Here is a 13,402-nt window from a genome sequence, read left to right as displayed (position 1 = left end):
CCATCGTCTATCGTGGCCGGGTGAAGATCGCGCTCATGGACTCCGGAATCGGTCTGCTCGCGGCCACAGCCGCGGTACGGCGTCTGCGGCCCGACGCAGATCTGGTGCTTTCCCTGGACCCTGACGGCATGCCCTGGGGACCCAGGACCCCCGAGGACCTGACCGAGCGTGCCCTGGCCGTGGCCGAGGCGGCCGCCGCACACGGGCCCGACGCCCTGATCGTCGGCTGCAACACGGCGACCGTGCACGCCCTGCCCGCCCTGCGCGCCCGTCTCGAACCCGACCTGCCGGTCATCGGCACGGTCCCGGCGATCAAGCCGGCCGCGGCCGGCGGCGGCCCCCTCGCGATCTGGGCGACGCCCGCCACCACAGGCAGCCCGTACCAGCGCAATCTCATCGCACAGTTCGCCGACGGAGTGACGGTCGCCGAGGTGCCCTGCCACGGGCTCGCCGAGGCGGTGGAACACGCCGACGAGGCCGCAATCGACGCAGCCGTCGCGGCGGCCGCCGCGCTGACCCCCGACGATGTAACGACCGTCGTCCTGGGCTGCACCCATTACGAACTCGTCGCCGAACGCATCCGTGCCGCCGTGCAGCAGCCCGGTTTCCCTCCGCTCGTCCTGCACGGTTCCGCAGGCGCCGTGGCCGCCCAGGCCCTGCGCCGCCTCGGCGAGCAGCCCGCCCCAGGGGCACCGGCCACCGGAACCCTGACGGTGCTGCTGAGCGGCCGCGAGGGTGCACTCATACCGCCCGCCCTGGCCTACGAAGAAGGCCGACTGCTCCAGGCGGTCAGCCCCGCGCGCTGAGCGGACGTCATGAAACGGACCTCATGAAATGGATGCCATCGGTCCGGGCGGCGTACGGGCATGGTTCACTCTCCGCGACCCGGTGCCCGCGCAGCGAAACATGAGTAACCTCGTAGCCATGAGGGACCACCCCCACGGCGAGAACGCCAAGCTTCCGGATGTCTGGACCGGACACGCCACCAAGCGGGTCCAGTGGCTGCCGGCGGTCGCCGGCGCGGCCGTCATGGCGCTCGGCATCGAGCTCGCAGTCGACTCCGCCTGGACATCGGGTATCGCCCCGCTCGTCATGGCCGTCGTGGGCTGTATTGCCGCCGGACTGCTGGTCCTCTTCGGCACGCTCGCCTTCCTGCACGTCGATCTGAAGCTCGACAAGGAATGCCTTGAGGTGCGCTGCGGCCACATCGGTGTGCCGCGCCGCAAGATCCCCCTCTCCCATGTCGCCGGCGCCGAGTTCGCCGCGCACGTGAACCCGCGCCACTGGGGCGGCTGGGGCTACCGCTGGCGGCCCGAGAAGGGCACCGCGGTCGTGGTGCGGCGCGGTGAGGGCGTCGTCCTGCGCCTGTGGGACGGCCACACGTTCACGATCACCGTGGACAACGCCGAGGCGGCCGTCCGGGTCATCAGCGACCGTCTGCGGCCGGGCACGACCGGCGCGCTGCACTGAGCCTCGTCGTCACGGCGTCAGCCGATCACGGCGCGGGCGTACGTCAAACTTCTCCTGTGGTGACTCGTCGGCGAGCGGCCGGGCCGTGGCCAGGCCCGCGAGCAGGCCCGCACCGACCGACACGGCGGTGAAGCTCAGCGCGTTGCCGACCGCGGCGATCGCCGCGAGCGCCGTCAGAGCCGCACCCGCGGTGAGCACGACCGGGGTGGGGCGCGGGGAGCGCCACAGCGCATGCAGCACCCAGCAGAAGGACGCCCCCAGCAGGACCACGCCGACGACACCCTGCTCGGCCGCCTGCTGCAGCACGGCCGAGTGCGGCTTGCCGTCCGAGAGCACGGTCCGGGTCGCCGTCGTGCTCAGTTCACCGAAGCGCTCCGGGCCCACGCCCAGGGCGGTGTTGCGATGTGCCAGATGCAGGGCGTCCTGCCACAGCTGGACCCGGTGCTGGGTGAGCTGCCCTTCCAGGGACGTGATGAGTCCCTCGGGCAGGGTGTTTCCTGCGACGGCCCAGGTCAGGCCGGTCACCAGGGCCGCGACCAGGGCGAGGCCCGCGATACCCGGGCCACGGCTGTGCATCCGTCCGGCGGCGAGCGAGCACAGCAGCACGGCGGTGCAGGTGACGAATCCGCTGGTCGAGCCGAGGGCGGCCGCGGTCACCGTGATCCCGACCGCCAGCGCGCCCATCGCGAACCGCAGGGGCGGCGACTCGGCGGCCCAGGCCGCGCAGCACGTCGCGCCGGCGCACAGGGTCAGCAGCGCGGCGGTGGCACCGGCATGTCCGAGCGGCGCGACGATCTGAGGACCCGGGGCGAGGTGCGGAACGGCCACCGCCAGGCCGATTCCGGCCAGCGCTCCGGCACAGGGCGCGGCCACCGGCAGCAGCGCCCCGCAGATCCGCCCGGCCGCGTATCCGGCGGCCACGGCCAGCACTGCGAGCAGCACACCCTCCGGCCGACCGTCGTGCACGGTCGCCGTGATCAGCGACCAGGTGGCACAAGCTCCGAGCACCACCACGCCCACTGCGTCAGAAACGTTTCGTCTCTCGCCGCCCTCCCCAGGACCGGCATCAGACGTCATCCCTGTGGAAACCACCCAGCCCCCCGAACCCGGCCGAAGCCCCCCGACCTCGCACGACCCAGGTCGCCGCGGCCGTGACCGGCCGGGCGACTGTGGCTGGGCACACCGTAACGGCTGATGGACGTTTTGTGGATGAGTTGGACCGAGTTGCGCAGGAACGATGCGGCAGCTGCGGCGCGCAGCGGCCTGTGCTGCCATTCGGACCGCGCTGTCCGGGGCAAGGTCACCGGCCGTACACTCCCGGAGTGACCGTCACCGCAACCTCCGTGGACGAGTCGGACCAGTTGCAGCCGCAGGCCGCGCCCGCATCGCGTTCGGCGCGCCTCGTACGCCTCGTTCCGGCTCTCGCCGCGGCGCTCTTCGGAGTGCTGCTCTACGTCAGTTTCCCGCCGCGCACCCTGTGGTGGCTGGCCGTCCCGGCCTTCGCCGGCTTCGGGTGGGTCCTTCGTGGCCGCAGCTGGAAGGCGGGCCTCGGTCTCGGCTACCTGTTCGGTCTCGGCTTCCTGCTGCCGCTGCTCGTGTGGACCGGCGTGGAGGTCGGCCCAGGACCCTGGCTGGCGCTGGTGGCGATCGAGGCGATCTTCGTCGCTCTGGTCGGCGCGGGCGTCGCCGTCGTGTCGAAGCTGCCCGCGGGGCCGGTGTGGGCCGCCGCGGTGTGGATCGCGGGCGAGGCCGCACGCGCGCGTGTGCCGTTCAATGGCTTCCCCTGGGGCAAGGTCGCGTTCGGTCAGGCCGACGGCGTCTTCCTGCCGCTGGCAGCGGTGGGCGGCACCCCGGTGCTGGGCTTCGCGGTCGCCCTGTGTGGCTTCGGCCTGTACGAGGTCGTACGGCTGGCCCTGGATGCCCGGCGCACCCGCGACGTCCGGCGGTCGGCCGCGGCCGTCGCCCTGCTGAGCGTGGCCGTGCCGGTGGTGGGCGCGGTCGCCGCCCGCTCGCTGGTCAGCGACAAGGCCGAGGACGGCTCCGCGACCGTCGCGGTCATCCAGGGCAATGTGCCCCGCTCCGGGCTGGAGTTCAACGCCCAGCGACGGGCCGTGCTCGACTACCACGCACGCGAGACCCGGCGCCTGGCCGCCGAGGTCAAGGCGGGCAAGATCGCCAAGCCCGACTTCGTGCTGTGGCCGGAGAACTCCTCCGACGTCGACCCCTTCGACAACGCCGACGCGTACGCCGTCATCGACGGCGCGGCCAAGGCGATCGGCGTGCCCGTCTCGGTCGGCGGCGTCGTCAAGCGGGACGGCAAGCTGTACAACGAGCAGATTCTGTGGGACCCCAGGAAGGGCCCCCTCGACACGTACGACAAGCGGCAGGTCCAGCCGTTCGGCGAGTATCTGCCGCTGCGCTCGCTCATCGGCGCGATCAACAGCAACTGGACCTCGATGGTTCGCCAGGACTTCAGCCGGGGCACCAAGCCCGGGGTGTTCACCATGGACCACGCCAAGGTCGGCCTGGTCACCTGCTACGAAGCGGCCTTCGACTGGGCCGTGCGTTCCGAGGTCACCGACGGCGCGCAGATCATCTCCGTACCGAGCAACAACGCGACCTTCGACCGCAGCGAGATGACGTACCAGCAGCTCGCCATGTCCCGCGTCCGCGCCGTCGAACACAGCCGGACCGTCACCGTGCCGGTGACCAGCGGCGTCAGCGCGATCATCATGCCGGACGGGAAGATCACGCAGAGGACCGGCATGTTCGTCGCGGCCCACCTGGTCCAGAAGGTGCCGCTGCGGTCGAGCGAGACACCTGCCACGCGGCTGGGAATCCTCCCGGAGATGGCTCTGGTGCTGGTCGCCGCGGGCGGACTCGGGTGGGCGATCGGCGTCGGAGTGCGCGGGCGGCGCGCCCGGCGCGTGTAACCGTACGCCCGGCGCCCGCCCCGTGAAATGCGCCGGGGGCCCGGGCGCCGGCCCTTTAGGGTCGGTGTCATGGCAACTCCTGACTTCATCCGCGAGATCCGGGCCACCTCGGGCCACCAGCTGCTCTGGCTCCCCGGCGTCAGTACCGTCGTCTTCGACGGCGAGGGCAGGATTCTGCTGGGTCAGCGCTCGGACAACTTCGAATGGGCGCTGATCTCGGGCATCCCCGAACCGGGCGAGCAGCCCGCTGCCGCCGCCGTGCGGGAGGTGTACGAGGAGACGGGCGTCCAGTGCGTCGTCGAACGCGTGGTCGCGGTGCGGTCCGGCGGGCCGGTCACCTATCCCAACGGCGACATCTGCCAGTTCATGGACATCTGCTTCCGTGCGCGGGCGGTGAGCGGCGAGGCCAGGGTGAACGACGACGAATCCCTGCAGGTCGGCTGGTTCGCGCTCGACGCGCTGCCCCCGTTGACCGACTACCACCACTTCCGGATCAAGCAGGCACTGTCCGACGAACCCACATGGTTTGACGCTATGAGTTCTGAATAAAGTATGGGGTGTGACCATATGTGGGCGGACGGGGGTGCTGCTTAGGGTCGGCACATGACCCCGCCCAGCGCCCTCCCGACTCCCCACGCTGTCTCCCTCGACCTCGGCGGCCGCACCGCGCTTGTCACCGGTGCCGCCGGTGGCATCGGCCGCGCCTGCGCGCTGCGCCTCGCGGCCGCCGGGGCCAAGGTCAGAGCGGTCGACCGGGACGCCACGGGACTGGAGTCGCTCGCCGAGCAGGCCGGGGGGCTCGCGGGCGCCGTCGAACCGCACGTCCTCGATCTCACGGACCTCGACGCGGCCGAGCACGCCGCCGCGGGCACCGACGTCCTCGTCAACAACGCCGGGCTGCAACTGGTGCGCCCCATCGAGGAGTTCCCGCCCGACGTCTTCCACACCGTGCTCACCGTGATGCTGGAGGCACCGTTCCGCCTCGTCCGCGGAGCACTGCCCCACATGTACGGGCAGGGGTGGGGCCGCATCGTCAACGTGTCCTCCGTCCACGGACTGCGCGCCTCGGCCTACAAGTCGGCCTATGTGGCGGCCAAACACGGCCTGGAGGGACTGTCCAAGACCGCCGCCCTGGAAGGCGCACCCCATGGCGTCACCTCGAACTGTGTGAACCCGGCCTATGTGCGCACCCCACTGGTCGAGAAGCAGCTCGCGGACCAGGCACAGGCACACGGCGTACCCGCGGAGCGCGTCCTGGCGGAGGTGCTGCTGCGGGACAGCGCCGTCAAGCGGCTGATCGAGCCGGAGGAGGTCGCCGAGGCCGTGAGCTATCTGTGCAGCCCGCAGGCCTCCTTCGTGACCGGCACCTCGCTCGTGCTCGACGGCGGCTGGACCGCCCACTGACCAGGCAGGCATCCATGCGTCCACGAGTTGTCCACAGGGCTGACGGGGCGGCCGTGGGATGAGGAATCCTGTGAACATGTCTCGCGATCACGTGCAGTCCGCCGAGCGCGCCGATGCCGAAGCGGCCGGGCCGGCGCTCACCGGCGCCGAGACGCCGTTCCTGGAGCTGCTGGCCAGGGGCGCGTCCTCCGACGCCTACGAGCAGCCGGTGCTGCTGGCGCGCGCCGAGGGGCGGTCGGCCGAGGTGATCGCCGCGCTCGACCACGCCAAGCTGCTCGCGCTGCGTGTGCGCGCGGACCTGGAGGGGCGGCGCCGCCGGGAGGCCGAGCTGTCCGCGCTCTTCGAGACGGCCCACGACCTCGCCGGTCTGCGGGACCTGGACTCTGTTCTGCAGGCGATCGTGCAGCGCGCCCGGTCACTGCTGGGCACGGACGTCGCCTACCTCAGCCTGAACGACCCGGACCGCGGCGACACCTACATGCGGGTGACCGAGGGCTCGGTCGCCGCCCGCTTCCAGCAGCTTCGGCTCGGCATGGGGGAGGGGCTCGGCGGACTGGTGGCCCAGACGGCCCGTCCGTACGTCACCGACGACTACTTCAAGGACGGCCGCTTCCAGCACACGCACACCATCGACAGCGGCGTGCGGGACGAGGGCCTGGTCGCCATCCTCGGCGTGCCCCTGATGCTGGGCCACCACGTCATCGGCGTCCTTTTCGCGGCCGACAGACGCGCCCGTGTCTTCGAACGCGAGCAGATCGCCCTGCTCGGTTCGTTCGCGGCGCTGGCCGCGGCCGCCATCGACACCGCGAACCTCCTCACCGAGACCCGCTCGGCCCTCGCCGGCCTTGAGCGGGCCAACGAGATCATCCGCGACCGCAGCGGAGTCATCGAGCGAGCCTCCGACGTCCACGACCGGCTCGCCGAGCTCGTGCTGCGCGGCGGCGGGGTGCACGACGTGGCCGCGGCCGTCTCCCAGGTCCTCGACGGCACCGTCGACTTCACCGAGGCCGTCGACGCGCCGGAGGCACCTCTGGAGGCGTCCCGTGCCGAAGGGCACGCGGTGTGCCACGAGGACGACTGGATCGCCGCCGTGACGGCCGGAGGCGAGTTGCTCGGCGCGCTCGTCCTGCGCGGTCACCCCGGCCTGGACCCCGTCGACCAGCTCACCCTGGAGCGGGCCGCGATGGTCACCTCGCTGCTGCTGCTCGCCAGACGCTCGGCCGCCGAAGCCGAACAGCGCGTTCGCGGCGAGCTGTTGGACGACCTCCTCGACGCCCGCGACCGCGACCCGCGCCTGCTGCGCGAGCGTGCCTCGCGCCTGCACGCGGACCTCGACGCCACCCACGTCGTGCTCGCCGCCCGACTCGACGGCACCGCACCCGACGCCGACCATGAGGCGGCCGCGCGCCGGCGCCTGTGGTCCGCGGCCTCGCACCTCGCCGCGACCCGGCACGGACTGGCAGCCGCGCGCGACGGCGGCACCGTCCTGCTGCTGCCGCTGACGCCCGGCGACATCGCTGCCGACCTGGCCCGAACGACCGCCCACCAGCTGGGCACGGCGGTCCACGAGGCGGTCACCGTCGGCGCCTCCGCCCCCGTCCAGGACCTCGCCGCCCACCCCGAAACCGTGGCTGCGGCCTACGCGGAGGGCCGACGCTGCCTGGAGGCCCTGTGCCTGCTCGGCCGCTCCGGCGACGGGGCCGCAGCAGAGGACTTCGGCTTCCTCGGCCTGCTGCTTGCCGGGGACCGGGACATCGCCGGCTTCGTGGACCGCACGATCGGCCAGGTCGTCGCCTACGACGCACGACGCGGCACCGACCTCGTACGCACCATCGACGCCTACTTCACCTGTGGCATGAGCCCGGCCCGCACCAAGGACGAACTCCACGTCCACGTCAACACCGTGGCCCAGCGCCTGGAGCGTGTCGCCCGTCTCCTGGGCGACGACTGGCAGAGCCCCGCCCGCGCGCTGGAGATCCAACTCGCGCTGCGGCTGCACCGGTTGTCGGCACCCGCACAGAACTGAACCCCCCGTAGGCGAGGCGTACGGGGGGACGGTTTCCTGTGGGTCACACGGTGCGCGCGTCCGCCGCCGGAGCTGCCGTCGGTTCGGCGCCCGCGGACGGCTCGACGTCGGCCAGGTCCCGGTGGCGGGTCTCCTTGGCCACGCCCACCGCCAGGACCGTCAGGACGGCCGCGGCGATGACGTACAGGGCGATCGGGGTGGAGCTGCCGTAGTCGGACAACAGCGCGGTGGCGATCAGCGGGGCGGGCGCGCCCGCGGCGACCGAGGCGAACTGGGCGCCTATGGAGGCACCGGAGTAGCGCATCCTGGTCGAGAACATCTCGGAGAAGAAGGCGGCCTGGGGCGCGTACATCGCGCCGTGCAGCACCAGGCCCACGGTGACCGCGAGGATCAGGTTGCCGAAGCCGCCGGTGTCGATGAGGGAGAAGAACGGGAACATCCACAGCCCGACGCCGACCGCGCCCAGCAGATACACCGGACGTCGGCCGACCCGGTCCGACAGCGCGCCCCAGGCCGGGATGACCGCGAAGTGGACGGCCGACGCGATCAGCACCGCGTTGAGCGCGGTCTGCTTGGACACACCGGCCGACGTGGTGGCGTAGACGAGGATGAACGCGGTGATCACGTAGTAGCTGATGTTCTCCGCCATGCGCGCGCCCATCGCGATCAGCACGTCCCGCCAGTGGTGGCGCAGCACCGCCACGATCGGCAGCTTCTCGGCCTCAGCGGCCCGGTCGGCCTTGCGGGCCTCGGCCTGGGCCAACGCCTGCTGGAACACGGGTGATTCATCGACAGACAGACGAATCCACAAACCGACGATCACCAGCACGCCGGAGAGCAGGAACGGGATCCGCCAGCCCCAGGACACGAAGGCGTCGTCCGACAGGAGGGCCGTCAGCGCGGACAGCACACCGGTCGCGAGCAACTGCCCGGCGGGCGCCCCGGTCTGCGGCCACGAGGCCCAGAATCCGCGCCGTCGGGCATCCCCGTGCTCGGACACCAGCAGCACGGCCCCGCCCCACTCGCCCCCCAGCGCGAAGCCCTGGACCAGACGCAGGGTGGTGAGCAGCACCGGAGCGGCGGCTCCCACCGTCGCGTGCGTCGGCAGCAACCCGATCGCGAAGGTCGCCCCACCCATCATCAACAGGCTCAGCACCAGCAGTTTCTTACGTCCGATCCGGTCGCCGTAGTGCCCGAAGACCAGTGCGCCCAGCGGGCGGGCGGCGAATCCGACGGCGTAGGTGAGGAACGACAGCAGGGTGCCGACGAGGGGGTCCGAGTCCGGGAAGAACAGCTTGTTGAAGACGAGCGCGGCGGCGGAACCGTAGAGGAAGAAGTCGTACCACTCGATGGTGGTGCCGATGAGGCTGGCGGCGACGATACGCTTGAGGTTGGCGGATGTCGGGGGAGCGGATGCTGCTGAGGCCATGTGCGCCACTTCCTCGTGTGCGGTGGGGACGGGTACGTGTCCGGACACCGTAGAAACGCGCACGTCGAGCGCACATATGGCGGGGCACCATACTTCGGGGGTTGGCTATGCGTGCGGCCACCATGCCTGCTGGGGGCCCGGCGGCCGTCACAGCATCACGCGCCTGACCTGTGTGTAGCCGAGCAGGCCGGTGAGGGAGAGTTCGCTGCCGTGGCCGGAGTGGTGTACGCCGCCGTGGGCCATCTCCGACACCGTCGTGCCCTGGGTGTTGACCCGGACGATGCCGGTCTGCAGCGCGCGGCTCCCGCATCGCGTGGTCGTGGTCGCGGGCCCAGACGCTCGCGGCGAGTCCCTGCGGGACGCCGTTCGCCATGCGCAGGGCCGCGGACTCGTCGGCGAAGGGCTGACGGTGACGACCGGGCCGAACACCTCGCTCTGCACGGCCTCGTCCTGCTGCCGCACTCCCGCCACGACGGTCGCGCGACGGAAGTAACCGGGACGGGCGAGGGGCGAGCCGCCGGTGACGAACAACGGCATCCGCCTCATGCTGCGCGATCCCACGGTCACGCTCGCCATGGCGCTCGCCGCCGTCTGGCGCCATGTGTCCGCGGCGCTCGGCCTGCCGGACACGATCCCGACGGGCTGAGTAACCGTCAAAGTTGCTCAGCCCACCGGGAGTTGGGCGGGGTCAGCGGACCGGGAAACCGAAGGAGTACCCCTGCTGCTTCAGTGACGGCAGGATCTCGCGCAGGGCGGCCACGGTCTGGGAGCGGTCTCCGCCGGCGTCGTGGAAGAGGATCGTCGGACCGTTGGGCAGCTCGTTCTTGACGGTGGCGACGATGGCTTCGGTGCCGGGGCGCTCGAAGTCCTTGGAGTCCACGTTCCATCCCAGCGGGCGCATGCCCTGCGAGGCGGCGAGGTGCCTGCTGTAGGGCGTGAAGGCACCGCCCGGGGCCCGGTAGTACATCGGCCGGACGCCCCCGGCGGCCTTGGTGATCATGCCGGCGGCGTCCAGGATCTCCTTGGACTGGTAGGAGTTGGCCTTCTTGTCCATGGTGGTGTCGTGCGACACCGTGTGGTCGCACAGTCGGTGCCCCGCCGCCACCACGGCCTTGACCAGGTCCGGGTGCGCCTGGGCCTGCGTGCCGACCATGCAGAAGGTGGCCTTCACGCCGTAGTCCTTCAGCACCTGCAGGACCTGGGGCGTCCAGACAGGGTCCGGTCCGTCGTCGATCGTGATGTTGACTCCGCGGACGCCCTTGTCCGAGGCATGGGCGATGGTCACGGACACCGGGGCCCGACCGGGAGCCGCAGCCCCCGTGGAGGGGTGTGCCGCGGCTCCCGCGTGCGCCCCGCCGATGGGGCCCGCCTGCGCCGTCCATACCGAAGTGGCCGCCGCCACCGCCGTCACCCCGACCGCCGCCGCGAGTACCCGGCCGTGCCATCCCCGCCCGCCATGCCGCGCCATGTCCGCCCTGTTTCCTGTCGTCCCGGTGGTTCTTGTGCACCTGTCAGGACGGCGAAGAGGTGCCGCAGGATCCGTCTGTTACGGATCACGGACAATTTCGCGGGGCTACCGAGACGCAACTCAATCGGAGAGCCGGTTTTCGAACGTACGGGCTTGACAGGGGCCTTCCGCGTCCGCACGGTCGCCGTCGCTCCGGACCGGCGGCCGGCCGGCTGGCCGCCACCGTCAACGGGCCTTGCGTGTACCGGAGTTTTTCTGCCTCCCTCTCCACCGACGGTGCTTCGCCGGCCGGCTCGCCCGGTCCTCGCTGCTGAGGTCAGGCCGCCGGTTGTATCAGCCCGGACTCGTAGGCGAAGGCGACCGCCTGGACGCGGGCACGGGCGCCGATCTTGGCGAGGATGTGGCTGACGTGGGACTTGACGGTGGTCGGGGCGATGGAGAGCCGAACGGCGATCTCGGTGTTGGACCAGCCGGCGGCGACGGCCGCGAGGACGTCGCGTTCGCGTTCGGTGAGGGTGTCCAGGCCGACCTCCCGGCGGAGGGGGAGGGAGGCCGGCTGCTCGTCGCGGACGGTGTCGATGAGTGCGCGGGTCAGCGCGGGAGTGATCACGGCGTCACCGGCGGCCACGACGCGGATGGCCGCGATCAGTTCGTCCGGGGCCGCGTCCGTGAGAAGGAAGCCGCCGGCTCCGGCGCGCAGAGCGGCGTAGGCGTGCCCCTCGTGACGGGGCGAGGTCAGCACCAGTACCCGGGGAGGCGGTCCACCGGCCAGGACCGCGCCGGTGGCCGGGGCGAGGCGCGGGGGCCGTGCGATACGGCGGATCGCCTCGATGTCGTCGGCTTCGGCGAGCCGGATGTCCATCAGTACGACGTCCGGACGGAGCGCGGCGCTCATGGTGACCGCGTCGGCCCCGCTCACCGCCTCCCCGGCGACGCTCAGATCGGGCTCGACGGTCAGCAGCATCCGCAGGCCGACACGCTGCAGGGACTGGTCGTTGACGATGAGTACGGAGACCATGTCCGTCCTCCCTCACCCTCGAAACGAAACTGTTTCGTTCACTTGGTGACCAGCCTAGTCCCGCGCCTATCGAAACGGCATCGTTCTCCTTATGGTGTGGGTCACATCTCACGACGGAGATCGCATCTCGCGACGAACGTGAACGCGCGGTTCTTCCGCGGTGTCCGTCACCGCTCGCGGTGCTCGTGCGCCGCCCGCTCCAGTTCGTCCGCCTCGGCCTCCGCGAGCCGCTGTTCGGCCTCCACGTCGATGGACCGGGTGAGCAGCCAGTAGAGCGCCGCGGCGACCGGCAGTCCGACGAACAGGGAGATGTCGGCTCCGTCGAGCGCGTCGGCGACGGGGCCGGTGTAGAGGGTGCCGACGGAGAAGAAGGGGATCATGGCGCCGAAGCCCACCAGGTAGGCGATGATGCCGTGCCGGCCCCAACGCCCGTAGATTCCCCGCGGGTTGAAGATCTCGGCGATGGCGTAGTGTCCGCGGCGCACGACGTAGTAGTCCATCAGGTTCACCGCGGTCCACGGGATGAACAGATAGAGCACCAGCAGCAGGAAGTTGTTGAAGTTCTCCAGGAAGTCGGAGGTCGCGGCCAGCGCGCCGACCAGGGAGAGCGCCGCGGTGAGCCCGATGGTCACCAGCCGCACGCCGAGCGTCGGCCGTACCCGTCTGATCGAGTCGATGGCGCTGATCAGGGTCAGCGAACCGCCGTACATGTTCAGTGCGGTGACGGAGACCAGGCCCAGGACGGCGAAGAGCAGCACGATCGCGCCGAACCCGCTGAACACCTTGTCGCCGGCCGCATTGATCGACTTGACCGTCTCGAAGTCCTTGCCCGCCCAGGCCGCGAGCAGCGAGCCGAGCACCATCAGCCAGATGCCGCCGAGGGCCGAGCCGAAGTAGGTCCAGTAGAAGGTCTTGCGGACGGTCACGCCCGGCGGGAGGTAGCGCGAGTAGTCGGAGACGTAGATGGCCCAGCTGATCTGGTAGCCGGCCACCACCCCGAACTGCGCCAGGAACGGTGTGGCCTTGAAGGCGTCGAGGTCGAAGGAGCCCGCCGGGTAGTGCAGCGTGACAAGGACGCCCACGGTGAAGATCCCGAAGACGACCAGGAAGGAGTACGTCAGGAGCTGCTCGGCCTTGTGGATGACGTCGTAGCCCACCAGCGCGATGACGAGGGCGACCACGGTCACCACGGCAACCCACAGCTTGACGCCGCCGTGCACCGTGGTGTGCATCGCCTCACCGGCGAGGATGGTGTTGAAGACGTTGAAGCCCGCGTACTGCACATAGGCGAACAGCCACACCAGCAGGGCGCCGACGTAGCCGAACTGGGGCCGCGACTGGATCATCTGCGGCAGCCCGAGCTGCGGCCCCTGCGCCGAGTGGAAGGCCATGAAGAAGGTGCCGAGGACGGTGCCCGCCACGATCGCGATGAGCGACCAGACGAGGTTGCCGCCCTCGGTGATGCTGATCAGGCCCACGGCGAGGGTGGCGATCTGCGCGTTCGACATGAACCACAGGGGGCCCAGGTGCCAGAGCCTGCCGTGGCGCTCGTCCAGGGGGACGTAGTCGATGGAGCGGATCTCCAGACCCGACACCCGCGGTTGCGATGATGTGGTCACGGCGCCTCCGGAGTGCTGATCCGCCCCTGTGGCCG

The 13,402-nt window shown here is 71.0% G+C and carries 13 protein-coding genes; 7 read left to right on the top strand and 6 right to left on the bottom strand.

The genetic code is table 11. The features are described from left to right. The first annotated feature begins 20 nt into the window (after positions 1–20). Positions 21–806, top strand: coding sequence for a glutamate racemase (locus ACYUED_RS03125; RefSeq protein WP_491290781.1), 786 nt, complete (start codon positions 21–23; stop codon positions 804–806). 118 nt (positions 807–924) lie between these two features. Then, positions 925–1,470 (top strand): hypothetical protein, encoded by a 546-nt coding sequence (locus ACYUED_RS03120; RefSeq protein ID WP_491290780.1) that lies wholly within the window; start codon positions 925–927, stop codon positions 1,468–1,470. A gap of 9 nt (positions 1,471–1,479) precedes the next feature. Here ACYUED_RS03120 and ACYUED_RS03115 read toward each other — a convergent pair whose 3' ends face one another. Then, positions 1,480–2,547: an O-antigen ligase family protein gene (locus ACYUED_RS03115; protein ID WP_491290779.1), complete on the bottom strand. Its 1,068-nt coding sequence runs from the start codon at positions 2,545–2,547 to the stop codon at positions 1,480–1,482. Positions 2,548–2,792: 245 nt separating this feature from the next. Between ACYUED_RS03115 and lnt the strand changes: the two genes are divergently transcribed. From lnt to ACYUED_RS03095, 4 genes are all read left to right on the top strand, one after another. Then, complete coding sequence (gene lnt, locus ACYUED_RS03110) at positions 2,793–4,403, top strand: apolipoprotein N-acyltransferase (protein WP_491290778.1); 1,611 nt, start codon at positions 2,793–2,795, stop codon at positions 4,401–4,403. A gap of 69 nt (positions 4,404–4,472) precedes the next feature. Next, complete coding sequence (locus tag ACYUED_RS03105; protein ID WP_491290777.1) at positions 4,473–4,952, top strand: NUDIX hydrolase; 480 nt, start codon at positions 4,473–4,475, stop codon at positions 4,950–4,952. A gap of 54 nt (positions 4,953–5,006) precedes the next feature. Further along, a complete protein-coding gene (locus tag ACYUED_RS03100) occupies positions 5,007–5,807 on the top strand; it encodes a 3-hydroxybutyrate dehydrogenase (protein WP_491290776.1) in 801 nt (266 codons plus the stop codon). A 76-nt stretch (positions 5,808–5,883) separates the two neighbouring features. Continuing rightward, the gene (locus ACYUED_RS03095) at positions 5,884–7,833 is read left to right on the top strand and encodes a helix-turn-helix domain-containing protein (RefSeq protein ID WP_491290775.1); all 1,950 of its coding nucleotides are present in this window, start codon (positions 5,884–5,886) and stop codon (positions 7,831–7,833) included. A gap of 43 nt (positions 7,834–7,876) precedes the next feature. Here ACYUED_RS03095 and ACYUED_RS03090 read toward each other — a convergent pair whose 3' ends face one another. After that, entirely contained in the window at positions 7,877–9,262 is a 1,386-nt protein-coding gene (locus ACYUED_RS03090) for an MFS transporter (RefSeq protein WP_491290774.1), read from the bottom strand. Positions 9,263–9,409: 147 nt separating this feature from the next. Further along, positions 9,410–9,799: an aldehyde dehydrogenase family protein gene (locus ACYUED_RS03085; protein ID WP_491290773.1), complete on the bottom strand. Its 390-nt coding sequence runs from the start codon at positions 9,797–9,799 to the stop codon at positions 9,410–9,412. Here ACYUED_RS03085 and ACYUED_RS03080 point away from each other — a divergent pair. After that, positions 9,783–9,908: a hypothetical protein gene (locus tag ACYUED_RS03080; RefSeq protein ID WP_491290772.1), complete on the top strand. Its 126-nt coding sequence runs from the start codon at positions 9,783–9,785 to the stop codon at positions 9,906–9,908. The genes ACYUED_RS03085 and ACYUED_RS03080 overlap by 17 nt on opposite strands. A gap of 42 nt (positions 9,909–9,950) precedes the next feature. On the opposite strand, the gene ACYUED_RS03075 is transcribed toward ACYUED_RS03080, so the two are convergent. From ACYUED_RS03075 to ACYUED_RS03065, 3 genes are all read right to left on the bottom strand, one after another. After that, positions 9,951–10,730 (bottom strand): polysaccharide deacetylase family protein, encoded by a 780-nt coding sequence (locus tag ACYUED_RS03075; RefSeq protein ID WP_491290771.1) that lies wholly within the window; start codon positions 10,728–10,730, stop codon positions 9,951–9,953. A 316-nt stretch (positions 10,731–11,046) separates the two neighbouring features. Next, on the bottom strand, positions 11,047–11,748 hold the full coding sequence (locus ACYUED_RS03070) for a LuxR C-terminal-related transcriptional regulator (RefSeq protein WP_491290770.1): 702 nt from the start codon (positions 11,746–11,748) through the stop codon (positions 11,047–11,049). 167 nt (positions 11,749–11,915) lie between these two features. Then, positions 11,916–13,367, bottom strand: coding sequence for a purine-cytosine permease family protein (locus tag ACYUED_RS03065; RefSeq protein WP_491290769.1), 1,452 nt, complete (start codon positions 13,365–13,367; stop codon positions 11,916–11,918). Positions 13,368–13,402 lie beyond the last annotated feature (35 nt).

The sequence above is a fragment of the Streptomyces sp. DF42 genome, from assembly GCF_058267695.1.
The sequence above is the reverse complement of the archived record's forward strand: the minus strand, read 5'-3'. Positions and strand labels throughout refer to the sequence as shown.

Coding starts and splice junctions, on each gene's coding strand:
- ACYUED_RS03100 (WP_491290776.1), top strand. CDS start 5,007: ATGACCCCGCCCAGCGCCCTCCCGACTCCCCACGCTGTCTCCCTCGAC.
- ACYUED_RS03085 (WP_491290773.1), bottom strand. CDS start 9,799: ATGCCGTTGTTCGTCACCGGCGGCTCGCCCCTCGCCCGTCCCGGTTAC.
- ACYUED_RS03105 (WP_491290777.1), top strand. CDS start 4,473: ATGGCAACTCCTGACTTCATCCGCGAGATCCGGGCCACCTCGGGCCAC.
- ACYUED_RS03070 (WP_491290770.1), bottom strand. CDS start 11,748: ATGGTCTCCGTACTCATCGTCAACGACCAGTCCCTGCAGCGTGTCGGC.
- ACYUED_RS03090 (WP_491290774.1), bottom strand. CDS start 9,262: ATGGCCTCAGCAGCATCCGCTCCCCCGACATCCGCCAACCTCAAGCGT.
- ACYUED_RS03115 (WP_491290779.1), bottom strand. CDS start 2,547: ATGACGTCTGATGCCGGTCCTGGGGAGGGCGGCGAGAGACGAAACGTT.
- ACYUED_RS03075 (WP_491290771.1), bottom strand. CDS start 10,730: ATGGCGCGGCATGGCGGGCGGGGATGGCACGGCCGGGTACTCGCGGCG.
- ACYUED_RS03095 (WP_491290775.1), top strand. CDS start 5,884: ATGTCTCGCGATCACGTGCAGTCCGCCGAGCGCGCCGATGCCGAAGCG.
- ACYUED_RS03120 (WP_491290780.1), top strand. CDS start 925: ATGAGGGACCACCCCCACGGCGAGAACGCCAAGCTTCCGGATGTCTGG.